Consider the following 22,591-nt stretch of genomic DNA (forward strand, 5'->3'; position numbering starts at 1 on the left):
AAGATGGAGTTCATGCGTGCGTGCGGCCTTGCCGTCGCGGCCTCCCCCGCCGCCCTCGGCCAGGCCATGCGCGACGCGATGAAGGGTTTGTAACCGCCTGCCGGACGCCGGGGCATCCCGGCGTCCGTAATCATAAAAAATATTGAGTCGTGAACTGAAAGTAGAATTGGACTTTTATGCGATGTGATCTAAGAGAGTGGAAATAGGGAGAGAATCATGCACAAAATAACGGACTTCACCGTTAAAGTCGTTCAAAAGTATCTACCCGATGCATTCATCTTGGCTACGGGTCTGACTTTCATCGTCTTTGCCATGGGGATTTTTATCGCCGACAAAGGCCCCGTTCAGATGCTGAACTTCTGGGGCAAGGGGTTTGCCTCCCTGTTCAAGTTCGGCATGCAGATGACCCTGGTGCTGCTCACCGGCTATACCCTGGCGCTGTCGCCGGTGGTGCGGCGCATCCTCGAAAGGGTGACCGACATTCCGAAGACGCCGCGCCAGGCGCTGGCGGTGACGGCCCTCGTCTCCTTCATCGGCTGCTACTTCAACTGGGGCTTCGGCCTGGTCATCGGCGCCATCCTGGCGCGCGAAATGGGCCGCAAGGTCAAGGGACTGCACTTCCCGGTGGTGGTCGCCGCGGCCTACGGCGGCGAACTGATCCGCGGTCCGTCGTCCTCCATCCCGCTGGTGGTGGCGACCCCCGGCAACTTCATGGAAAAGACCATCGGCCATCTCATTCCGGTGACCGATACCCTCTATTCCCCGTGGAACCTCGGGCTTTCGGTCGCCATTCTCGCCGCGCTGATGTTCCTCTACATGAATGCCTCGCCGCGTCCGGAAGATGTGGTCGAATTCCATGCCGAGGAAACCACGAAGGGCGACGATAACGGCAGGCCGCTGTCCTCCATGGCCTTCGCCGAGCGCCTGGAGCACAGCCGCTGGGTGCTGCTCGCCCTGGCGATCTTCCCGGTCGGCTACCTGATCGCGAACTTCTCCTCCAACCTGAAGTTCAACCTCAACCTCAACATCGTCATCCTGATCTTCCTGTCCCTCGGCCTGCTGCTGCACAAGAGCCCGGCGGCCTTCCTCGCCGCGGTCAAGGAGGCGATCGTCGCCACCCGCGGCATCGTCGTGCAGTTCCCGCTCTATGCCGGCATCGCCGGGATGATGGGGGCCTCCGGTCTGGTGGCGATCATCTCCCAGTGGTTCACCGCGGTCAGCACGCCGCACACCTTCCCGCTGATGACCTTCCTCTCCGCCGGTCTGGTCAACATCGCGATCCCGTCCGGCGGCGGGCAGTGGGCGATCCAGGGCCCGATCATGATCCAGGCCGCGCATGCGATCGGCGCCGACATCGCGCAGACCGTGATGGCGTTCGCCTGGGGTGACGCGTGGACCAATCAGATCCAGCCGTTCTGGGCGCTGCCGCTCCTCGGCGTGGCGGGCCTCTCGGCGCGCGACATCATGGGTTACTGCATCCTCTGGCTGGCGCTTTCCGGCGTGTTGATCGCCGGCACCTTCGTTGCCTTGTCGATGATGTAACCGCAAAAAAAAAGCGCGCCGGTTTGCGCCGGTGCGCTCTTCAGCAAGGATCGGATGCTCTCCCCAACCCCGCATCCGATCCGCCGCCGGGCCTCCCCCCATTTCCCGGCGGTTTGCCGGACGCCGTAGTCTTTCCCCCTCCGGCGTCCGGCCCCCTTTTCAGCCGGCGAAGCATTCTGCCAGCAGTTCGGCGGTGAGCGTATAGGGGTCCGCCTCGCGGCGGACGACGCGCGCGGCCAGCGCGGCGAGCCTTTCGGGCGGCAGCGCCGCGGCGACGACGCGGCGGCGCAGGCCTTCCTCCAGGCGGGCGAGCAGCTCCGCCTCGGCGCGGGCGAGGCGGCGGCTTTCCAGTCCGCCGCTTTCGCGCAGGTGGGCGAGGTGGCGAACGATGTTCTCGGCAAGCTCGGCGACGCCATCGCCGGTCTTGGCGACGGTGCGCAGCACCGGCGGGCGCCAGGCGGGGCGGCGCTCCGCGAGGTCGAGCACGGCGTTGAGTTCCGCCTCCAGCTGCGGCACGCCGTCGCGGTCGGCCTTGTTGATCGCGAAGATGTCGGCGATTTCCAGGATTCCCGCCTTGATCGCCTGCACGCCGTCGCCCTGTCCGGGCACCAGCACCACGACGGTGGTGTCGGCGGCGCGCGCGATGTCCACCTCCGACTGGCCGACGCCCACGGTCTCCACCAGCACCACGCCCATGCCCGCCGCGTCCATCAGCGCCGCCGCGTCGGCGGCGTGGCGCGCCAGCCCGCCGAGGCTGCCGCGGCTCGCCATGCTGCGGATGAACACCCCGGGGTCGAGGGCGAGGTCGCCCATGCGGATGCGGTCGCCGAGGATCGCGCCGCCGGAGAACGGGCTGCTCGGGTCCACCGCGACGATGCCGACGCGTTCCCCCGCGGCGCGGAACGCCTTGGCGATGTGGTCGGTCAGCGTGCTCTTGCCCGCGCCCGGCGGGCCGGTGACGCCGATGACGTGCGCGCCGCCGGTGTGCGGGTGGACGGCGCGCAGGATCGCCTCGGCCTCCGGGGCGTCGTTTTCCACGGCGGTGATCGCCCGCGCCAGCGCGCGGCGCGACCCGGCCAGCAGGTCGGCGGCGGTATCGGTCATGGCTTGCCTCCGCCGGGCATCATCCTGCCCTGGCGGCGACGAAGTCCACGATTTTTCCGGTCGGGGTGCCGGGGGTGAAGATTTCCGCCACGCCCATCGCCTTGAGGCTGGGGATGTCGCCCTCGGGGATCACCCCGCCGCCGATCAGCAGAAGGTCTTCGAGCCCGCGCGCCTTCAACTCGGAGATCAGGCGCGGGAAGATGGTGTTGTGCGCGCCGGAGAGCAGGCTGAGGCCGATCACGTCCACATCCTCCTGCAACGCGGTTTCGGCGATCATTTCCGGGGTCTGGCGCAGGCCGGTATAGATCACCTCGAAACCGGCGTCGCGGAACGCCCGGGCCACCACCTTGGCGCCGCGGTCGTGGCCGTCGAGTCCGGGCTTGGTCACCAGTACGCGAATGCGTTTCATCTTGGGAGCTCCTTGAAAAATCATCTCAGGCGGTGAGGAAGGCGAACGCCGCGGCGATATCGGGCACGCGTTCCAGCCCGGCGCAGACGGCCAGCAGGCGGGCGGTGCGTTCGCCGCCGAGCACCGGCGTGGCGACGCCGCGAAACTTCTCCTCGGTTTCGGCATAGGAAAGCGGGTTCTGCGGGTCGCCTTTGGGATAGGGGACGAAACGCGAGAAGCGCTTGCCGCCGCGGGTCTCGATCGCCACCTCCGCCGACCACTTCTTCGGGTCGCGGGCGTACTCCGCATCCAGCGCCGCATCCACCACCACCTGCGTCGCGGCCATCAGGCGGCGGGTTTCCGGCTCGGCGACGGCGGCCTCGGAGAACTCGGCGAGGCCGACGCGGCCGTGCGTCACCGCCGCGGCGGTGCAGTATTGCAGGCTGAACTTGTGGCCGTAGGCGGTTTTCGGGGCCGGGTTGTCCACCAGGGCGGCGGCGACGCGGTTGGTCTTCACGGTGATCGCGGCGACATCGGCGGGGGAGATTTCCTCCTCGATGCGGAGAATCTGCGCGGCGTTGATCGCGGCGTGGCAGTGGCGGCAGCAGGTGTAGGCCTTGAAGCCGTTCTCGTCGATTTCGTAGCGTTCGCCCAGGCCCTCGGTGAGCTTGGCGAGGTCCGGTTCCGCCGTCATCGCGCGGCAGAAGCCTTTCTCGCCTTCGAGGATTTGCCGCGCGGCGGTGAAGCCCGCCTTCGCCAGGTCGGCGGCGAGAATGCCGTTCATCGCCGCCTTGCCTGCGTGCAGGCTCTTGCTCATCGCGCCGTCGATGAGGAACTCCCACAGCCCCGCCGCCTGGGTTCCGGCGGAACCGAAGCAGGAGACGGTGGCCGCGGCATCGAGCTTCAAGAGGCGCGCCGCGGCGGCGGCGGCGCCGAAGGTGCCCGCGGTGCCGGTGGTGTGCCAGAAGAAGTACGAGCCGGGGTTGACCGCCTCGCCGACCCGCGCCCCCGCCTCGTAGCCCGCGACGATGGCGGCGATCAGCTCGCGGCCGCTCAGGCGGTCGCGTTCCGCCACCGCGAGCGCGGCGGGCGCGACCACGGTGCCGAGGTGGATGATCGAGGCGTTGTGCAGGTCGTCCATGTCGAGCGCATGCGACGCCGCGCCGTTGAGCAGCGCGGCGTTGAGCGCCGAGGCGCGGAACGGCGCGGCGGAAAACACCGTCGCCGCGGGCGCGCCGCCGCCCTCGCGGGCGATCTCGCGGCGCAGGATTTCCGCTGCGGGCTGCGGCGCGCCGCAGATGCAGCAGGCGAGCCAGTCGAGGAAGCACTGCTTGGCGTTCTGCCGCGTCGTCTGCGGCAGGTCCTCGTAGCGCAGGGAGGCCACCGCACGGGCCAGGGCTTCAGTGGTCATCGCAACCTCCCTCAGATGTCCGCATGGGCGCTGTATTCGCCGAATTCCTCGCGCAGCACGCCGCAGATTTCGCCGAGGCCGGCGTAGGTCTTGGCCGCTGAGATCAGCGTCGGCATCAGGTTCTCGCCGCTTCGCGCCACCGCGCGCACCTCGGCCAGGGCGGCGCTCACCTTGGCGGCGTCGCGTTTGGCGCGCAGCGCGTTCAGGCGCGCCACCTGGCGCTCGCCGACGGTGGGATCGACGGTGAGGTATTCGCCGCTGTGGGTTTCCTCCTGAGTGAAGGTGTTGACCCCCACCTTCACCCGTTCGCCGGTTTCGATCGATTTCTGGAAGGCGTAGGCGCTGTTGGCCATCTCGCCCTGCATGTAGCCCTTTTCGATCGCCGCCGCCGCGCCGCCCAGGGCGTCGATCCTGGCGATGTAGGCGCGCGCCTCCGCCTCGATCCTGTCGGTGAGCGCCTCGATGCACCACGACCCGGCGAGCGGGTCCACGGTGTCGGCGACGCCGCTCTCATAGGCGATGAGCTGCTGGGTGCGCAGGGCGAGGCGGGCGGAATCCTCCGTCGGCAGGGCGATCGCCTCGTCCTTGGCGCAGGTGGCGAGCGACTGGGTGCCGCCGAGCACCGCGGAAAGCGCCTGCCAGGCGATGCGCACGACGTTGTTGTCCGGCTGCTGCGAGGTGAGCACGCTGCCCGCGGTGTGCACGTGGAAGCGCAGCATCTGCGACTTCTTGTCGTGCGCGCCGAAGCGCTCCTTCATGATCCGCGCCCACAGCCGCCTTGCGGCGCGGAACTTGGCGATCTCTTCCAGGAAGTTGAGGTCGGCGGTGAAGATCCACGAGATGCCGGGGGCGAAGTCGTCCACCTTCAGCCCCGCGGCGATCGCCGCCTCGATGTAGGCGATGGCGTTGGCGAAGGCGAAGGCCACCTCCTGCACCGCGTCGGCCCCGGCCTCGCGGATGTGGTAGGCGCCGACGCTGATCGGGTTCCACTTCGGGATGTTCCGCGAGCAGTAGGCGAAGGTGTCGGTGATCAGGCGCATCGACGGCGCGGGCGGGAAGATGTAGGTGCCGCGCGCGATGTATTCCTTGAGGATGTCGTTCTGGATGGTGCCGGTGAGCGCCGCCGGGGCGACGCCCTGCTTTTCCGCCACCGCGATGTACATCGCCAGCAGCACCGCCGCCGGGGCGTTGATCGTCATCGAGGTGCTGACCTTGTCCAGCGGAATGCCGTCGAGCAGCGCCTCCATGTCGGCCAGGGTGTCGATCGCCACGCCGACCTTGCCGACCTCGCCGAGCGCCAGTTCGTGGTCGCTGTCGTAGCCGATCTGCGTCGGCAGGTCGAAGGCGACGGAAAGGCCGGTCTGGCCCTGGCCCAGCAGGTACTTGTAGCGGGCGTTGGATTCCTCGGCGGTGGCGAAGCCGGAATACTGCCGCATCGTCCAGTGTCGGGCGCGGTACATCGTCGGCTGCACGCCGCGGGTGAACGGATACTCGCCGGGGAAGCCGATGTCGGAGAGGACATCCACCTGCGCGGTGTCGAGCGGCGTATAGAGGCGGTCGAGCGCCAGGTTCTTGCGTTCCGGGAACCTGGCGAGACCCTTTTCGGTCCTTTCCCGCCAGGCCGCCTGCGCCTGCGCCAGGGTGGGGGTGATTTTGCTGTCGTCCATGTTCGGCCTCATTTCGTCGCGAAAGCCACGGCAGGCGCCCTTTCCGGGTCCATGCTGCCGGTGCGGTTGAAACGGATGTGGAAGGCGTGCGCCTTGGCGAGATCCTGCGGCGTGTGGCCGCCGCCTTTTTCCGCATCCCGCAGGTAGTCGAGCAGAAGCGGGCGGTAGCGCGGATCGGCGCAGTTGTTGACGATGACGCGGGCGCGCTCGCGCGGGTCGAGACCCCGCACGTCGGCGACGCCGTGCTCGGTGATGAAGATCATGGTGTCGTGTTCGGTGTGGTCGGTGTGGGCGACCATCGGCACGATGCGGGAGATCGCGCCGTTCTTGGCTGTGGACTCGGTGATGAAGATGCCGAGGTAGCCGTTGCGCATGTAGTCGCCGGAGCCGCCGATGCCGTTCATCATCATCGTGCCGCCGGTGTGGGTGGAGTTGGCGTTGCCGTAGACGTCGAATTCCAGCGGCGTGTTGATTGCGATGACGCCGAGGCGGCGGATCACCTCCGGATGGTTGCTGATGTCCAGGGGCCGCAGGATCAGGGACTTGCGGTAGAGTTCCGGCTCGGCGAGGAAGCGCTTCATCACGTTGGGAGAGGGGGTGAAGGCGCAGCCCGAGGCCTGCTTCACCTTGCCGCTGGCGATCAGGGTGAACACCGCGTCCTGAAGGATTTCCGAGTAGAGGGTGAGGTTCTCCAGCTCCGACTTGGCGAGGCATTCCAGCACCGCGTTGGCGATGCTGCCCACCCCGGACTGCAACGGCAAAAGCGGCGAGGGCAGCCGTCCCTTGCGCTGCTCGAACTTTAGGAATTCCAACAGGTTGCCGGCCATCCTCTGGTTTTCCGGCGTCGGCGGCACGAGGTTGCGCACGCGGTCCGGAATGTCGGATTCGACGATCGCGGCGATGCGCTCCAGGCCGCAGGTCAGATAGGGGGAGCCGATGCGGTCGCCCGCTTCGTAGATCGGCAGTTCGCGGCGGTGCGGCGGCCTGGGCAGGATGAAGATGTCGTGCATGCCTTCCAGCGCCAGGGGCTGGGCGGTGTTGACCTCGACGATCACGGTCTTGGCGTGCTTGACGAACATTGGGGTGTTGCCGACGCCGGGGCCGAGCACCAGATCGCCGTTTTCGGTGACCGCCACCGCCTCGACGATGGCGACGTCGATCGGCCCGAGGAAGCCGTAGTCGATGTGCTGGGCGAGGTGGCTCAGGTGCACGTCGGTGTAGGCGATGGCGCCGCGGTTGATCCCTTCGCGCATCGCGGCGTTGGAGGCGGCGTAGTAGGGGGTGCGCCGCGTCACGCCGCCGACCGCGGCGAGCGCGTCCTCGATCTCCGGCCCCACCGAAGCGCCGGACATCAGGTTGATGCGGCAGCGCCGCCCGGCGCGGATCGCCGCAGCCAGCGCAAGGGTGGTCTTCTTCGGATAGCCCGAGGGGGTGAAGCCGCTCACCCCCACGGTCATGCCGTCGGCGATCAGCGCCGCGGCGGTTTCGGCGGGGACGATCTTGTCGAAGAGGGAAGGGTGGCGAAGTCTGTCGGATTGCAGCATCTGGGAGCCTCCTGTCGCGCCTTTTCCAGGGGCAAGCCGCGTGCCGTTCGGAGACCTTCTTAACCCGTTGAAAAACTGCGGGAATTTTTGCAGTCTGACAGTTGATCGTTCAAATATGAACGCTTATCTTGCAGCAGCGAAGCAAGATTGGCTGCCTGATTGGGTTTTTTGCAGTCGTTCGCTTTTGTAACGGCGTTCGTTTTCGAAACGCTTTTGCGTGGACTTTCCGCGCCGCCCGCAGGACACTCGGCAGGCGGACCCTTGCAAGGAGACCGGCGATGAGCGATGGCGCGCGGGAGTGCCTGGCGTCCCTGGCGGAGTTGACCGGCGGCGCGGCGATTCTCTGCGACGCGGCGGGCGAGGTGGTGGCCTGGACCGGCGACCCCCGGCCGCGTGAAGCGGTGGCGGCGCATGCCGCGCGCCTGCTGGCGCGGCGCGAGGGGCGCGCCGCCGCGGCATGGGGCGGCGTGGAGGGAGTCTCCGCGGTGATCGCGCTGCCCACGGGCTATCTGCTGCTCGACAACCGCGCGCGCCGCGCCGATGCGGCGCGCTACCGCCGTATCGTCGAGGAGTCCCTTCCCTACATCGCGCAGGTGGCGGGCGGCGACGCGGTGATGTTCGACGGCGAGGGCGCGCGGGTGCGGGCGCACCATCCGGACGGCAAGGCCAACCCCTCGGCGATCGGCGAGATCACCGAGCTTTGCCGCAAGGCGATGCTGGAGGGGCGCGCCAGCATCGGCACCTCGGTGATGCTGCCCGGCGCGCTCGCGGTGCGCATTCCGATGTCGCCGGAGTTCGGCGTCGCCTTCAACAACAAGCTCGCGGCGGTGCAGCGCAGCCGCCTGATCGAGCGCGCCAGCCAGCAGCGCCACGCCCATTACCACCTGGAGGACATTCTCGGCGACAGCCCGGCGATCGCCAGGGCGCGCAAGCTCGCCGCCGACGTGGCGCGCTCGCCCTCCACGGTGCTGATCAGCGGCGAGACCGGCACCGGCAAGGAACTCTTCGCCCAGGCGATCCACACCTTGAGCGACCGCGCGGGCAAGCCGTTCGTCGCGATCAACTGCGGCGCGCTGCCGCGCAGCCTGATCGAAGGCGTGCTGTTCGGCCATGTCGAGGGGGCGTTCACCGGCGCGCGGCGGCAGGGCGCGCCCGGGGTGTTCGAGCAGGCGGACGGCGGCACCCTGCTGCTCGACGAAATCGGCGAGATGCCCTTCGACCTCCAGGTCAGCCTGCTGCGGGTGATCCAGGAGCGCGAGGTGCGCCGCCTCGGCGCGGACAAGGCGCGCGCCATCGACGTGCGCATCCTCGCCTCGACCAATGCCGCGCTGGAGGACCTGGTGCGGCAGGGGCGCTTCCGCTCCGACCTCTACTACCGGCTCAACGTGCTGGAACTGACGGTGCCGCCCCTGCGCGCGCGCCGCGAGGACATTCCGGCGCTCGCCTATCACTTCATCAACCGCTTCGCCCGCCTCATCGGCAAGGAGGCGAACGACATCGAACCCGCGGTGATGGCGGCGCTCGGCGGCCACGAATGGCCGGGCAACGTGCGCGAACTGCAAAACTGCGTCGAGCACATGGTCAACATGCTGGACGGCAACACCATCCGCCTCGCGCACCTGCCGGGCTACATTCTCGGCCGGGCGGAAGGGGTGGACGGGGGGCTTTCCCCCTATGCGGCGCACATGCTGCGGGCGGAGCGCGACCTCGTCGTCCGCGCGCTGCGCGAGCACGGTCCCAACAAGGCGGAGGTGGCGCGCCGCCTCGGTCTCAACCGCACCACCCTGTGGCGCATCCTGCGCCGCCTGGGGCTCGACGAGACCCCGTGATCACTCGTCGCGGATCGCCGAGAGGATGCCGTCCACCGCCACCTTGAGGTCGGTGGTCTGTTGCAGCAGGCTCTTGCACTCCGCCGAGAGCTTGTCGGAGGCGGCGGAGGACTGCGTCGCCGCGTCCACCACCGAGACGATGGAGTCCGAGACCGTCTTGGTGCCGCGCGCCGCCTCCTGCACGCTGCGGCTGATCTCCTGCGTCGCCGCGGTCTGCTCCTCGATCGCCGCGGCGATCGAGGCGGTGACGTCGTCGATGCCGACGATGCGCTGCGACACCGTGGCGATGGCGGCGACCACCTCCTTGGTTTCGTCCTGGATGCTGTTCACCTGTTCGGTGATGTCCTGCGTCGCCTTGGCGGTCTGGTTGGCCAGGGTCTTGACCTCGCCCGCGACCACCGCGAAGCCCTTGCCCGCGTCGCCCGCGCGCGCCGCCTCGATGGTGGCGTTGAGGGCGAGAAGGTTGGTCTGGCTGGCGATGTCGTTGATCAGGCCGATGATCTCGCCGATGTGGTTGGCCGCCTCGGCCAGAGTGGAGACGCGGGTGTTGGCGGTGCCCGCCTCGGCGGCGGTTTCCCGCGCGTTGCTCGAGGCTTCCTGCACCTGGGAGGCGATCTCGCCGATCGAGGCGGTGAGCTCCTCGGAGGCGGAGGCCACGGTCTCGACGTTGCGCGACGCCATGTCCGAGGCGTCGCGCACGATCTCCGCCTCGCGGGTGGTGCGCTCGGCGTTTTCCGCCATCACGCGGGCCAGCTCGGTGAGGGCGCGCGCCGACGACGAGGTGCCGCGCAGGATGTCGCCGATCGCCGTCTCGAAGTCGTCGGCCATCTTCATCATCAGGGCACGGTGCTCCGCGGCGCGCGCCTTTTCCGCCTCCACCGCCTCTTCCTCCAGGCGGCGGCGGTGCTGCGCGTTGTCCTTGAACACCGTAAGCGCGCGCGCCATCGCGCCGATCTCGTCGGCGCGGTCGCGGTAGCCCACCTCGACCTCCAGATTGCCGTCGGCGAGGCGCTCCATGCTCGCCGTCAGCGCGCCGATCGGCCTGGCGACGGCGCGGCCGACCAGCGCCGAGGGAATGAGGATGAGCAGCAGGAACGCCAGGCTGACGCCGAAGAGCTTCATCGTCGCGGCGGCGGTCTCGGTTTCCACGTCGTCCACGTAGATGCCGGTGCCGACCATCCAGTTCCAGGGCTTGAACAGAAGGGTGTAGCTGACCTTGGGTTCGGGCTTCTTCGAACCGGGCTTCTCCCACAGGTAGCGGGTGACCGCGAAGCCGCTCTTGCCGGTCTTTTCCACGAAGTCGCGGACGATGAGGAAGCCGCTGGGGTCCTTCATGTCGATCAGGCTTTTGCCCTCCAGCTCGGGCTTGGTGGGCAGCAGCACGTTCACGCCGGTGGTGGCGTAGATGTAGACGTAGCCGGTGCCCGCGTCGTAGCGCAGGTCGCGCAGCGACGCCTTGGCGGCGGCCTGCGCGTCGGCCAGGGAGAGCCGCCCCGCCGCGGCTTCCTTCTCGTAGTGGGCGATGACGGACACGGCGCTTTCGCTGATCGTGCGGATCTTGGCGATGCGGTCGTCGAGCATCTGATCGGCGATCATCGTGCGCGCATAGAAGAGAAGCGCGGCAAACCCGGTGGCGGCGATGACGATGGGAAGCCAGATCTTCTTCGAAATGCTGAGAGTCATGGCGTGTCCTCTTCCCGTTGACGCGGGGGGCGTCGCATGTGCAGCTATTCCGATAATGCTTCAGGATGCCGGACAGCCGCGTTTCTTATTGCATTAAGAATCTGTAATATTTAAAGAAAAACTCGTCAACGGATTTCCCGCGGGCAAGAAAAAAGCCGCCTTGCGGGCGGCCTTTCCTTCCCCGTTCAGTCGGTGGCGTAGCCTAGCGCCTCCGGCACCCACAGTGCGATGCCGGGAAATGCGATGACCAGGCCGATGGCGAGCGCCATGGAGAGGACGAACCACATCACCCAGCGCGTCGTCGCCTCGATGCTGACGCCGCCGACCTTGGCGGTGACCATCAGGTTGACCGCGACCGGCGGGGTGAACTGCCCGATCGCGATGTTCATCGCCATCAGGATGCCGAACCAGGTGGGGTTCCAGCCGTAGCGGTCCATCAGCGGCATCAGCAGCGGCAGGGTGATCAGGTAGATCGAAATGCCGTCCAGCACCATGCCCGCCAACAGCAGGCAGATCATCACCAGCACCAGCACCACGGTGGAGTTGTCGGAGAGGCTGAACATCAGCTTCGCGCCGAGGTCGAAGGCCCCGAGCGTGCTGCCCGCCCAGGCGAAGATGCCGGCGAGCGAGATGATGATCAGGATCACCGCCGAGGTCTGGGCGGAATCCACCAGGGCGCGGTAGATGTCGGCCCAGGTCAGGGTGCGGTAGATGAACAGCCCGACGATCAGGCCGTAGGCGACCGCCACCACCGCCGCCTCGGTGGGGGTGAAGGCGCCGCTGCGCAGCCCGCCGAGAATGATCACCGGCGCCATCAGGCCGGGCAGCGCGCCGATCAGGCTCTTCAGCAGGTGGGAGCGCTTTTCCTCTTCCATGTGGCCGAAGTCGTGGCGGCGGCTGAGCCACAGCGTGGGCAGGATCACCGACAGACCGGCGAGGATGCCCGGCACCACGCCCGCGGCGAACAGCGCCCGCAGGTCGAGCCCCGGCACCATGATCGAATAGACGATCAAGGCGATCGACGGCGGAATCAGGATGGCGGTGGAGGCGGCGGCGGCGATCACGCCGGAGGAGAAGGCGCGGGGATAGCCCGCCTTCGCCATGCTGGGGATCATCACCGTGGCCACCGCGGCGGCGTCCGCCGGGCCGGAGCCGGACATGCCGCCCATCAGCATGCACACCAGCACCGCCACCACGGCGAGGCCGCCGCGCCGCGGCCCGACCAGGGCGGAGGCGAAGTCCACCAGCTTCTGCGCCACGCCGGAGCGTTCGAAGATCATGCCGGTGAGCACGAACAGCGGAATCGCGATCAGCGGATACTTGGCGATGCCGTTGTAGGTGTTGGTGCCGATGGTGCCGAGCGCATAGGTGTCGAGGCCGAGCATGATGCCGATGACGCCGGAAAGCCCGAGCGCCACCGCGATCGGCAGGCCGGCCAGCAGGAAGACGGCGAAACTGAGGAGGAGGGCGAGACACGGGTCCATTCAGCTCTCTCCGTGGCTGAACAGACGGCGCAACCGCCCGTAGATGCGGTAGATGATCAGGCCGCACAAGAGCGGCAGCCAGACGGTGTAGATCCAGTTGGGATAGCCGAGGCCGGGCGAGGTTTCCTCGTAGGCCCATTCCTCATAGGCGAACACCGCGCCGTAGTAGAGCACCATGACGAACAGCAGCGCGGAGAGCAGCAGCGAAACCCCGTCGATGATGCGGCGCGGCGACGGCGGCAGGATGTCGCGCAGGAAGGTGATGCGGATGTGCCCGTCGCCGGCGAACGCGATGGCGGAGCCGAGCAGCGTCATGAAGACGAGCAGGAATACCGAATACTCCTCGGTGAAGGCGAAGGAGATGTCGGTGGCGTAGCGGACGATGACGTTGGCCAGGCTGATGACGACGATCAGGCCCATGGCGAGGGCGGACAGAGCCTCATCGACGCGAAACGGCCGGCCCCCCTGCGGGGGCAGGCCGCCGTTCGGCTCTTGGGACGAGAGAGACAAAGGATACTCCGTTCAGGACGGGCGCGGCCCGTCCGGGGTTATTTCTGCGAGACGGCCTTCTCGGCCAGCTTGACCAGGTCGGGGCCGATCTTCTTCGCCCAGTCGGCATAGACGCCGCGGGTCTTGGCGACGAAGGCGGCGCGCTCCGCCGCGGTCGGCACGGTGATGGTGACGCCCGCCTTCTCCAGTTCCTTGGCGGCGATGTCGTCGCCCTCGCGGGAAGCCGCGATCCCCGCCTTGCCCGCTTCCACGGCCGCCTCGCGCAGGATCTTCTGGTCGGCGGGGGTGAAGCTCGCCCACACCCGCTTGTTGACCGCGAAGATCAGCGGGTCGTTCACGTAGTTCCAGCGGGTCATGTAGACCTGGCCGACGGTGTCGATCTTGGCGATCTTGCACACCGTGATCGGGTTCTCCTGGCCGTCCACCGCCTTGGTGGTCAGCGCGGGCTTGGCGTCGGCCCAGCTCATCTGCGTCGGGTTGGCGCCGAGCGCGGTGAAGATGTCGTTGTAGAGCGGCGAGCCGACGACGCGGATCTTCAGGCCCGTAAGGTCGTCCGGGGTCTTGATCGGATGTTTGGAGTTGGTCACCTGGCGGAAGCCGTTTTCCGCCCAGCCCAGCGGCTCCACGCCTTTCTTGCGCAGCACCTCGAAGAGCTGCTTGCCCACCTCGCCGCCGGTCAGGCGGTCCATCGCCGCATGGTCGGGCAGGAGGAACGGCAGCGAGAACAGGTTGAGTTCCTTGATCTGCGGCGACCAGTTGATCGTCGAGCCGACGGCCATGTCGATGATGCCCTGGCGCATCGCCGAGAATTCCTTGGTCTGGTCGCCGGAAACCAGCTGGGAGTTCGAGTAGACCTTGAGATTGATCCGCCCGTTGGTGCGCTGCTTGACCAGTTCGACCCACTTGTCGGCGGCGATCCCCCAGGGGAAGGGCGCGGGCAGCACCGTCGAAACCGTGTATTCCGACTTGTACGGCGCGGCCGCGGCGGCGGTCGTCCCGGCGGGCACGGCGATCGCGGCGGTAAGCGCAACGGCGGCGACTTTGCAAAGATCGTACATCGGGAAGTTCCTCCTGATCGGCGGGCGTTTTGCTGAGGTGCCGCCATGTTTCTGGCCTCCCGGCCCCGGATGCGGGCGAGGCGAGAAGCGGATGTTCTTTTTGCCCCAGGAAAAAGAAAGATTCAACCTTGGACTGGGCGGATTTTATCAAATTATTTCCGCTTTTCCGAAAGAAAAGGGGGAGGCCGCGGCCTCCCCCGTGCGGGTGCGGCGCCCGCGCTATTTCTCGCGGGCGAACGGCCAGGCCATGATGCCGCCTTCCATCACCAGGACGTTGCGGTAGCCCTTGGCTTCGAGCACGCGCTGCGCCTCGTAGCCGCGCATCGAGATCTTGCAGTAGACGACGATCTCGCGGTTGGTTTCCTCCGGCAGTTCGCCCAGTCGCCGGCGCAACTGGCCGAGCGGGATCAGCGTCTCGCCGAGGCCGAGGCGCATCTGCTCGTATTCGTCGGGGGCGCGCACGTCGAGGAGGAAGGGGCTCTCCCCGGCGTCCAGCTTCGCCTTCACCGCGGTGGCGGGAACGCCCTTCATCAGGCCGCGCATCTTGTTCTGCAGGATGTGCGCGGAGGCGATGACGTGGTCGATCGCCAGCGAGAACGGCGGCGCATAGGGCAGGTCGAGCATGCACATGTCGTCCACGGTGAGGCCGCCGGTGATCGCGGCGGCGGCGGTGGCGACCTGGCGGGAGACGCTGCCCGGACCGACGCACTGGAAGCCGAGCACGCGGCCGGTCTTGGCGTCGGCGACGATCTTGGAGACGAGCAGGCAGGCGCCCATGAAGTCGGGCTTGTCGGGGCTGGCGTTGACCGCCACCGCGACGTCGTAGCCCGCGGCGCGGGCGCGCGCCTCGCTCAGCCCGGTGGACCCGGCGGCGAAATCGAAGACCTTGCAGATGCCGCTGTCGATGGTGCCGGGGAACACCGTGGTCGGCCCCAGCACCGCGTTGTCGGCGGCGACGCGGCCCTCCAGGTTGGCGAGGTCGCCGTAGGGGGCGAGGGTCTTTTTGCCGGTGATGCGGTTGACCACCTCGACGCAGTCGCCCGCGGCGAAGATGTCGGGGTCGGAGGTGCGCATGTGGGCGTCCACCGCGATGCCGCCGGTCTCGCCGATGGCCAGGCCCGCCGCCTTGGCGAGCGCGGTGTTGGGGGCGATGCCGGTGGCCATCACCGCCATGCCCGCGGCGATCTCGCGGCCGTCGGAGAGGCGCACGCCGCACACCCGCCCGTCGCGCCCGAGGAACTCGGCGACCGAGCAGTCGGTGATCAGCTTCACCCCCTTGGCCCGCATGTGGGCCTCCGCCAGCTTGGCGATTTCGATGTCGAGGGAGCAGAGAATCTGCGGCATGCGCTCGACCAGGGTCACCGCGATGCCCGCCAGCGCCAGCGCCTCGGCGGTTTCCACGCCGATCAGGCCGCCGCCCAGGACCACCGCCTCCTTCACCGCTTTCTCCTCGGCGGCGGCGCGCAGGGCGTCGGCCTCGGCCAGGGTGTTGAGGCCGGAAATCCCGGCGAGGTCGCGCCCCGGAATCGCCGGGGCCACCGGCACCGAGCCGGTGCAGAGGATCAGCTTGTCGTAGGGGAAGGTGGCCTCCTCGCGGGTGGCGAGGTTGCGCGCCGTCACCGTCTTGGCGATCGGGTTGATCTCCGTCACTTCGGTGGAAACGCGCGCCTCCACCCCCTTCGCCCCGGCGAAGAAGGCGACGTTGCGCACCACGCCGGTGGGGGTGCAGAGCAGTTTCTCGCGCTCCTTGAAGCGGCCTTCGACGTAGTAGGGATAGCCGCAGGTGGCCATCGACAGTTCCGGCGCCTTTTGCAGCAGCACCACCTCCGCGCTCTGGTCCAGGCGCTTGGCGCGTGCCGCCGCCTTCGGTCCGGCGGCGGTTCCGCCGATCACCACTATCCGCTTGTTCGTCATAACCTTGGCCTCCATGGAGCAGTTCCCTCTTGGCGAGATATCGACGTTTTCAGGATACCCCGCGGACGGAGGGGGAGGAACCGGAAACTCGGGTGAATTTCCCTTGTTTCGCCCTCCGCAAGGCTCCATGTGTGAGGCCTGCGAAAGACAAAAAGGAGGATCGCAAGGTGGGCGCACAGGGGGAAGCCATACGCAGCGTCGGGTTCATCGGCCTCGGCATCATGGGGCACAGCATGGCCGGGCATCTGATCGACGCGGGGTTCGACCTGCACGTCTACAACCGTTCGCGCGGCAAGGCGGAGCCGTTGCTCGCCCGCGGCGCGGCGTGGCATGAAAGCCCGGCGGATCTCGCCCGCGTCTGCGATGCGGTGATCACCATCGTCGGTTACCCGGTGGACGTGCGGCAGGTCTATCTGGGCGACGCGGGCCTGATCGCCAACGCCCGGGAAGGGACGCTGCTCATCGACATGACCACCTCCAACCCGTCGCTCGCCCGCCTGATCGCGGAAACCGCGGCGGCGCGCGGCGTGGATACGCTGGATGCGCCGGTTTCCGGCGGCGACGTGGGCGCGCGCGAAGGCACGCTCGCGATCATGGCCGGCGGCGAGGAGGAGGCGTTCGCCCGCGCCCTGCCGCTGTTCCAGGCGATGGGGCGGGTGATCCGCCGCCTCGGCCCGGCGGGCGCGGGTCAGCACACCAAGATGGTCAACCAGATCGTCATCGCGGGCACCATCATGGGCGTCACCGAGGGCATGGCCTATGCGCGGCGCTGCGGCCTCGACCCCGAGGCGGTGCTGGCGGTGATCGGCACCGGCGCCGCGGCGGGCAGCCAGCTGAGCAAGCTCGGGCCGCGCATGGCGGCGGAAGACTTCGCCCCCGGCTTCTACATCCATCACTTCATCAAGGACATGGGCATCGCCTTGGAAGAGGCCGCGGCGATGGGCCTCGACCTGCCCGCGCTCGCCCTTTCCAAGTCGCGCTACGACGAGCTTTCCGGCCTCGGCTACGGCGCCGACGGCACCCAGGCGCTGTTGCGCCTCTACGAGGACGACCCCGGTGCCTGAGGGCGCCGCGCCGCTCCTCGCCCTGTTTTCCGATTTCGGCGCATCCGGCCCCTACGTCGGGCAGGTTCTGGCGGCGTGGGCGGGGTTGGCCCCCGCGGCGCCGCGCGTCGATCTGTTTTCCGCCGCGCCGCCCTTCGACGTGGAGGCGGGGGCGCACCTTCTCTTCGCCTACACCCGGCGCCTGCCGCCGGGCAGCGTGGTGGAGGCGGTGGTGGACCCCGGCGTCGGCGGGCCGCGCGGCGTGCTCGCGGTGCTGGCGGACGGCCTGTGGTTCTGCGGTCCGGACAACGGGCTGCTCGCGGTGGCGGCGGGCCGCGCCCGCGGCTGCCGCGTCTGGCGCGTCGATTGGCGGCCGCAGAGCCTGTCCGCCACCTTCCACGGACGCGACCTCTTCGCCCCGGTCGCCGCGCATCTGGCGCTTCACGGCGCGCCGCCCGCCCCGGCGGAGGAGATCTCTCCCGCGGCGATGGAGCGGGGCGGCGTCGCCGACCCGGCGGAGCGCGTCATCCTCGCCGACCCCTACGGCAATCTCGTCACCGGCATTCCGGCGGCGGGCGCGGCGGAGACGGCGCGGCTCGCCATCGCCGGGCGGCTGCTGCCGCGCGCGCGGCGCTTCGGCGAGGTGAATCCGGGAGAGGCCTTCTGGTACGAAAACGCCGACGGCCTGGCCGAGGCGGCGGTCAACCGCGGCAGCGCGGCGGCGCTTCTCGGGGTTTCCGTGGGTGCGGCGGCGCGGCTTATCCGGGATTGACCGAAACCCGGCAAGATAAACGCGGAGGATGTGTAGGGTCGCTCTTGAATTGCAGGATTTTTCCTTTCCTGTTTTGGGGAAGACGGTAATACTCGTCAGGCTTGCATTGCCAGGTCCGGACGCGGTGGTGCCGAGCGACGAACCAATAATCGGGAGATCCTGAACAGATGGACTTCGTTGTGAGGTTTTGGGGCGTCCGTGGGAGCATTGCCTGCCCGTCGCCGTATCACGTGCGTTATGGCGGGAACACCAGTTGCTTGTCCTTCTCCATGGGCGACCGTCATTTGATTCTCGATGCGGGCACCGGCATCCGCGGCCTCGGGCAGTACCTGCAAAAGCAGGACGTCAAGGAGGCGACGATCCTCCTCACCCATACCCACTGGGACCATATCAACGGCTTTCCGTTCTTCGCTCCCGCCTTCGTGCCCGGGCGCTCCTTCCGCATTCTCGCCGGGCATCTGATCGGCGCGGGCGGCATCCAGGAGGTGCTGAACACCCAGATGCACACGCCGATGTTTCCGGTGCCGCTGGACGCGATGCGCGCCAGGCTGGAGTTCGAGGATTTCGCCTCGGGGGAAAACTTCCGCCTCGCCCCGGACATCACGGTGCGCACCTGCCCGCTCAATCACCCCAACGGCGCCACCGGCTACCGCGTCGAGTACGGCGGAAAGTCCGCCTGCTACATCACCGACACCGAGCACACGCCGGGCAAGCCGGACGCCACCATCCTGGCGCTGATCGAAGGCGCGGACCTAGTGATCTACGACAGCACCTATACCGACGACGAATTCCCCGCCAAGGTGGGCTGGGGGCATTCCACCTGGCAGGAGGGGGTGCGCCTGTGCCGCATGGCCAACGTCAAGCGCATGGCGGTGTTCCACCACGATCCGGACCACGACGACGACTTCATGGACGCGCTGGGCGCGGAGGCGAAGGCGGTGTGGCCGGGTTGCTTCGTGGCGCGGGAGAGCGAACCCGTGGTGGTGTGAGCCGCGGCCGCGGTTTTCCGGAAGAAATGTGGGTTTATGCGGGCGGGCGAGATTTTTCTCCCCGCCCGTTCCGTTATGCGGAAACGTTCTGTAATAAAATATAATTATTATTCGCGCTTACGGAACTATATTTCACTGTTCCGATATATAACATCGGCAACCTCCTGTAATAGAACAAATTTATACTTGTAGATGAAGCCTGCTTCACATAACTTGAATCCAAGTTTTCTTCACGCCGTAGCAAAAGAGGGTGGGGGAGTTCGGGTATTCCATATGCCGCGGGGGTGCCCGTCCCGCGGATTTTCGCAGGCGGCCACCGGGGGGAACGAGGTGGCGGACGCCAGTCCTTTTCTGGAGAAATCATGATGCGGTGGTTCGACGATCTGCGCATGACGCGCAAGCTGTTCCTGATCCTGACGGGTCTTTCCCTGTTCGTCGTCTCCCTGGGCGGCTTGTCGCTGTGGGAACTCGGCCGTCTGGGCACGGCGGCCGACGCGGTGATCGGCAAGTGGGTGCCGAGCATCGACGCGACGCGGCGGCTGCAGTTCCAGATGGCGGCGCAGCGGAGCGCCGAGCTGACCCTGATCATGTCCGATTCCTACGAGGAGCGGGAAAGCGCCATGGAGCACATCCAGGCACGCAAGGTGAGCGTCATCAAGGCGTCGAAGCGGGTCAAGGAACTGATCCGAACGCCGGAGGCGCTCGCCATCTTCGACCGCTTCTCCGACGACCGTTCCGCCTATCTTTCGTCGATCCAGGGGATTCTGGCGGTCGCCCGTTCCGGCAAGCGGCAGGAGGCGATGACCCAGGCCACCGGCGAGCCCTTGCGCCTGTTCGACGTGATGTCGGCGGATGTGGACGAACTGGTCGAACTGGCCAACCGCGAGGTGGAGAACGCGGCGCAGACCGTGGATGCGGTGCGCGCCGGGGCGCTGGCGCTGGTGCTCGCCTGCCTGGGCGTGGTGCTGGCGCTGTCGGTGCTGGCGGGGAGGGTCCTGGTGCGCGGCATCGCGCGGCCGATCATGGCGATGACCGGGGCGATGCGCCGCCTCGCCGAGGGCGAGCGGGACGTCGCCATCCCGGCGCACGGCCGCAGGGACGAGGTGGGCGCCATGGCCGCGGCGGTGCAGGTGTTCAAGGAGAACGCGATCCGCGCCGACGCGCTCGCCGCGGAGCAGGAGGCCGTCCGCGCCGCGCAGATGAAGCGCGCCGCCGCGATCGAGGAGATGACCCGCGCCTTCGACGCCAAGGTCTCGGAGGTGCTCGGCGTGGTCACCGGAGCGTGCACCGAACTGGACGCCACGGCGCAGAACCTGTCCGCGACCGCGGAACAGACCAGCCGCCAGGTGGGCGCGGTGGCCGCGGCGACGGTGCAGGCCTCCGACAGCGTGCGCACGGTGGCCGCCGCGGCGGAGGAACTGGCGGCCTCGATCGGCGAGATCGGCCGCCAGGTGGCGCAGGCGAGCGAGATCAGCCGCAACACCTCCGCCGCCGCCGACCGCACCGACGCGCGGGTCAGGGAACTCGCGGAAACCTCCACCCATATCGGCGCCGTGATCGCCCTGATCACCGATATCGCCAGCCAGACCAATCTTTTGGCGCTCAACGCCACGATCGAGGCGGCGCGCGCGGGCGAGATGGGCAAGGGCTTCGCGGTGGTCGCGGGCGAGGTGAAGAACCTCGCCAACCAGACCGCCAAGGCCACCGAGGAGATCGGCGCGCAGATCACCGCGGTGCAGGATGCGACCCAGGACGTCGTCGCCGCCATCGCCGAGATCGTCGGCCGCATCGCCGAAGTGCGCGAAATCTCCGCGGCGATCGCCGCGGCGGTGGAGGAACAGTCCGCGGCGGCGGCCGAGATCGCGCGCAACGTGCAGCAGGCGGCGGCGGGCACCGAGGAGATATCCCTCAACATCGAGGGGGTGAACCAGGCCTCGGAGGAGACCGGCGCGGCCTCGCAGCAGATGCTGACGGCGTCGCAGTCGCTCTCCGGCGAGGCGGGAGTCCTGCAGCGGGTGGTGGAGGAGTTCCTGCAAGGCGTGCGCGCCGCCTGAGCGGTGCGGGCGCGGGCTTAGCCCCGGCTGGGGTTGACCCGGATGACGATGCGGCGGTTGATTTCGCGGTTGGCGGGCAGGGGGTTGCCGAAGGGGTCGAGGTTCGGCACCTTCGGCGCCACGTCGGCCAGGCCGACGGCGCGCAGCCGCGCCGGGACCATCTGATCGGCGATGAAGAACCGCACCACCCCGGTGGCGCGCTCCGCCGAGAGCTCCCAGTTGGAGGGGAACTGCTGGGTGTGGATCGGCGTGTCGTCGGTGTGGCCCTGCACCTCGACCTGGAAGGATTTGTAGACGTCGGCGTTCAGCGTGTCGGCGACGCGCCGCAGCACCGGCAGCGACTCTTCCCGCAGGGTCGCCGAACCGGGTTCGAAGAACGAGGACGAGGCGAACTCGATGACCACGCCGCTGGTGTCGCTGCCGACGCTCGAAACTTCGTCCACATTCATCTGAACCAGGATTTCCTTCATCTCCTGCTTCAGGTTCTCGATCGGCGTTTCGATGTCGCGCTTGCCCATGCCCTTGGCCATGCCCGCCTGCACCTGCTCGAACAGCGCCATGTCCACCTTGGAGATCGACGCGAGCAGGATGAAGAAGCCGAGCAGCAGGGTGACCATGTCGCCGTAGGTGGTCATCCAGTCGTCTTCCTGGACCGAATCCCGTTTTTTGGGGGCGCCGGAGATCATGACGTCCGGCCCTTGAGGTGGCGGTCGATGTTGAAGTGGATCGCCGGGTCGAGGAAGGAGTTCATCTTGTCCTGGATGTAGCGCGGGCTCTTGCGCTCGGCCAAGAGGGCCATGCCCTCGGCGACCAGGTAATTGCGGAACTGCACGATCTCTTCGCGCTGCTGGATCTTGCTGGCGGCGGGGAGGAACACCAGGCGCGCGGCAAGCACGCCGTAGAGCGTGGTGATCAGCGCCACCGACATGCCGGGGCCGAGCTGCGAGGGGTCGCTCGCCATGCTGTCGAGCATGATGATCAGGCCGACCAGGGTGCCGATCATGCCGAAGGCCGGGGCGGTGTTGCCCATGCTGCGCAGGATGTCGGCGTTGATCACCGAGCGCCCGAAGGTGGTCTGCACGGTGTTGGTGAGGATCTCGCGGATTTCGCCGCCGTTGTAGCCGGAGATCACCAGGTCGATGGCGAAGTTGAGGAAACGGTCCTGCTTGGCGAGGTTCTTGGCGTCGCTTTCGAGCCCCGGCAGGCCGTTCTTCTGCACGATGTAGCCCCAGCGGATGACGCGGCCGACCTCGTTGGTCAGCATGTTGCGGCCCATGCGCTGCACGAACATGATGCTGACCGCGACCTTGAGCGCGTTGACCACATAGCGCGATTCGAAGGCGATGAAGGTGGCGGCGAGGGTGCCGCCGATGACCATGATGAAACTGGCGAAATCGAGGAACAGCATGTAGTTGGCCGTCTTGAGGACGACCGAACTGACGAACAGGCCAAATCCTAGAATGATCCCAAGGACCGTGGTCAGCGACATGCGGATACTCCACGCGGACGGCGCCGAAACTCCATAACGGCGCCACTTTAAATCATTTCGCCTGACGAATCATCATCTTATACAGCGGTTTGGCGGCCCCGTCGAGGCGT

The 22,591-nt window shown here is 67.7% G+C and carries 18 protein-coding genes; 6 read left to right on the plus strand and 12 right to left on the minus strand.

Annotation, left to right across the window (positions count from 1 at the left end; all coding sequences use genetic code 11):
- Window positions 1-216 precede the first annotated feature (216 nt).
- Window positions 217-1,542: a short-chain fatty acid transporter gene (locus tag O7R11_RS00005; protein ID WP_337995420.1), complete on the plus strand. Its 1,326-nt coding sequence runs from the start codon at window positions 217-219 to the stop codon at window positions 1,540-1,542.
- A 159-nt stretch (window positions 1,543-1,701) separates the two neighbouring features.
- Here the strand turns inward: O7R11_RS00005 and meaB are convergent, their stop codons facing one another.
- The 5 genes from meaB to O7R11_RS00030 are packed head-to-tail and all read right to left on the minus strand — an operon-like array spanning window position 1,702 to window position 7,656.
- Window positions 1,702-2,646, minus strand: a complete 945-nt coding sequence (meaB, locus tag O7R11_RS00010; RefSeq protein WP_337995421.1) for a methylmalonyl Co-A mutase-associated GTPase MeaB — start codon at window positions 2,644-2,646, stop codon at window positions 1,702-1,704.
- 19 nt (window positions 2,647-2,665) lie between these two features.
- Window positions 2,666-3,055 (minus strand): cobalamin B12-binding domain-containing protein, encoded by a 390-nt coding sequence (locus O7R11_RS00015; RefSeq protein WP_337995422.1) that lies wholly within the window; start codon window positions 3,053-3,055, stop codon window positions 2,666-2,668.
- Between the two features lie 25 nt (window positions 3,056-3,080).
- On the minus strand, window positions 3,081-4,445 hold the full coding sequence (locus O7R11_RS00020; RefSeq protein WP_337995423.1) for an MmgE/PrpD family protein: 1,365 nt from the start codon (window positions 4,443-4,445) through the stop codon (window positions 3,081-3,083).
- An 11-nt stretch (window positions 4,446-4,456) separates the two neighbouring features.
- A complete protein-coding gene (locus O7R11_RS00025) occupies window positions 4,457-6,112 on the minus strand; it encodes an acyl-CoA mutase large subunit family protein (RefSeq protein ID WP_337995424.1) in 1,656 nt (551 codons plus the stop codon).
- A gap of 8 nt (window positions 6,113-6,120) precedes the next feature.
- The gene (locus tag O7R11_RS00030) at window positions 6,121-7,656 is read right to left on the minus strand and encodes a succinate CoA transferase (RefSeq protein WP_337995425.1); all 1,536 of its coding nucleotides are present in this window, start codon (window positions 7,654-7,656) and stop codon (window positions 6,121-6,123) included.
- Window positions 7,657-7,934: 278 nt separating this feature from the next.
- Here O7R11_RS00030 and O7R11_RS00035 point away from each other — a divergent pair, with 278 nt between their 5' ends.
- Window positions 7,935-9,485: a sigma-54 interaction domain-containing protein gene (locus O7R11_RS00035; protein WP_337995426.1), complete on the plus strand. Its 1,551-nt coding sequence runs from the start codon at window positions 7,935-7,937 to the stop codon at window positions 9,483-9,485.
- Here O7R11_RS00035 and O7R11_RS00040 read toward each other — a convergent pair whose 3' ends face one another.
- The 5 genes from O7R11_RS00040 to O7R11_RS00060 form a co-directional block, all read right to left on the minus strand.
- Window positions 9,486-11,168 (minus strand): methyl-accepting chemotaxis protein, encoded by a 1,683-nt coding sequence (locus O7R11_RS00040; protein ID WP_337995427.1) that lies wholly within the window; start codon window positions 11,166-11,168, stop codon window positions 9,486-9,488.
- A 185-nt stretch (window positions 11,169-11,353) separates the two neighbouring features.
- Window positions 11,354-12,652 carry a TRAP transporter large permease gene (locus O7R11_RS00045; RefSeq protein ID WP_337995428.1) on the minus strand — a complete coding sequence of 433 codons (1,299 nt, stop codon included), beginning with the start codon at window positions 12,650-12,652 and terminating at the stop codon, window positions 11,354-11,356.
- Window positions 12,653-13,162, minus strand: coding sequence for a TRAP transporter small permease (locus O7R11_RS00050; RefSeq protein ID WP_337995429.1), 510 nt, complete (start codon window positions 13,160-13,162; stop codon window positions 12,653-12,655).
- 38 nt (window positions 13,163-13,200) lie between these two features.
- A complete protein-coding gene (locus tag O7R11_RS00055; protein ID WP_337995430.1) occupies window positions 13,201-14,220 on the minus strand; it encodes a DctP family TRAP transporter solute-binding subunit in 1,020 nt (339 codons plus the stop codon).
- Between the two features lie 219 nt (window positions 14,221-14,439).
- Window positions 14,440-16,149 carry an FAD-dependent oxidoreductase gene (locus O7R11_RS00060; protein ID WP_337995431.1) on the minus strand — a complete coding sequence of 570 codons (1,710 nt, stop codon included), beginning with the start codon at window positions 16,147-16,149 and terminating at the stop codon, window positions 14,440-14,442.
- A gap of 152 nt (window positions 16,150-16,301) precedes the next feature.
- Here O7R11_RS00060 and O7R11_RS00065 point away from each other — a divergent pair, with 152 nt between their 5' ends.
- The 4 genes from O7R11_RS00065 to O7R11_RS00080 all read left to right on the plus strand — a co-directional run bounded on the left by O7R11_RS00065 (window position 16,302) and on the right by O7R11_RS00080 (window position 20,992).
- Window positions 16,302-17,198 carry an NAD(P)-dependent oxidoreductase gene (locus O7R11_RS00065; protein WP_337995432.1) on the plus strand — a complete coding sequence of 299 codons (897 nt, stop codon included), beginning with the start codon at window positions 16,302-16,304 and terminating at the stop codon, window positions 17,196-17,198.
- The gene (locus O7R11_RS00070) at window positions 17,191-17,949 is read left to right on the plus strand and encodes an SAM hydrolase/SAM-dependent halogenase family protein (protein ID WP_337995433.1); all 759 of its coding nucleotides are present in this window, start codon (window positions 17,191-17,193) and stop codon (window positions 17,947-17,949) included. Before O7R11_RS00065 ends, O7R11_RS00070 begins: the two co-directional genes overlap by 8 nt.
- A 167-nt stretch (window positions 17,950-18,116) precedes the next feature.
- Window positions 18,117-18,938: an MBL fold metallo-hydrolase gene (locus O7R11_RS00075; protein WP_337995434.1), complete on the plus strand. Its 822-nt coding sequence runs from the start codon at window positions 18,117-18,119 to the stop codon at window positions 18,936-18,938.
- 362 nt (window positions 18,939-19,300) lie between these two features.
- Window positions 19,301-20,992: a methyl-accepting chemotaxis protein gene (locus tag O7R11_RS00080; RefSeq protein ID WP_337995435.1), complete on the plus strand. Its 1,692-nt coding sequence runs from the start codon at window positions 19,301-19,303 to the stop codon at window positions 20,990-20,992.
- A gap of 17 nt (window positions 20,993-21,009) precedes the next feature.
- On the opposite strand, the gene O7R11_RS00085 is transcribed toward O7R11_RS00080, so the two are convergent.
- On the minus strand, window positions 21,010-21,678 hold the full coding sequence (locus O7R11_RS00085; protein ID WP_337995436.1) for an OmpA/MotB family protein: 669 nt from the start codon (window positions 21,676-21,678) through the stop codon (window positions 21,010-21,012).
- Window positions 21,675-22,481: a motility protein A gene (locus tag O7R11_RS00090; RefSeq protein ID WP_337995437.1), complete on the minus strand. Its 807-nt coding sequence runs from the start codon at window positions 22,479-22,481 to the stop codon at window positions 21,675-21,677. The genes O7R11_RS00085 and O7R11_RS00090 overlap by 4 nt, the downstream gene beginning before the upstream one ends.
- Window positions 22,482-22,591: the final 110 nt, after the last annotated feature.

It is taken from the genome of Oleispirillum naphthae (genome assembly GCA_027864655.1).
GTDB classification, from domain to species: Bacteria; Pseudomonadota; Alphaproteobacteria; order Rhodospirillales; family Rhodospirillaceae; genus Oleispirillum; species Oleispirillum naphthae.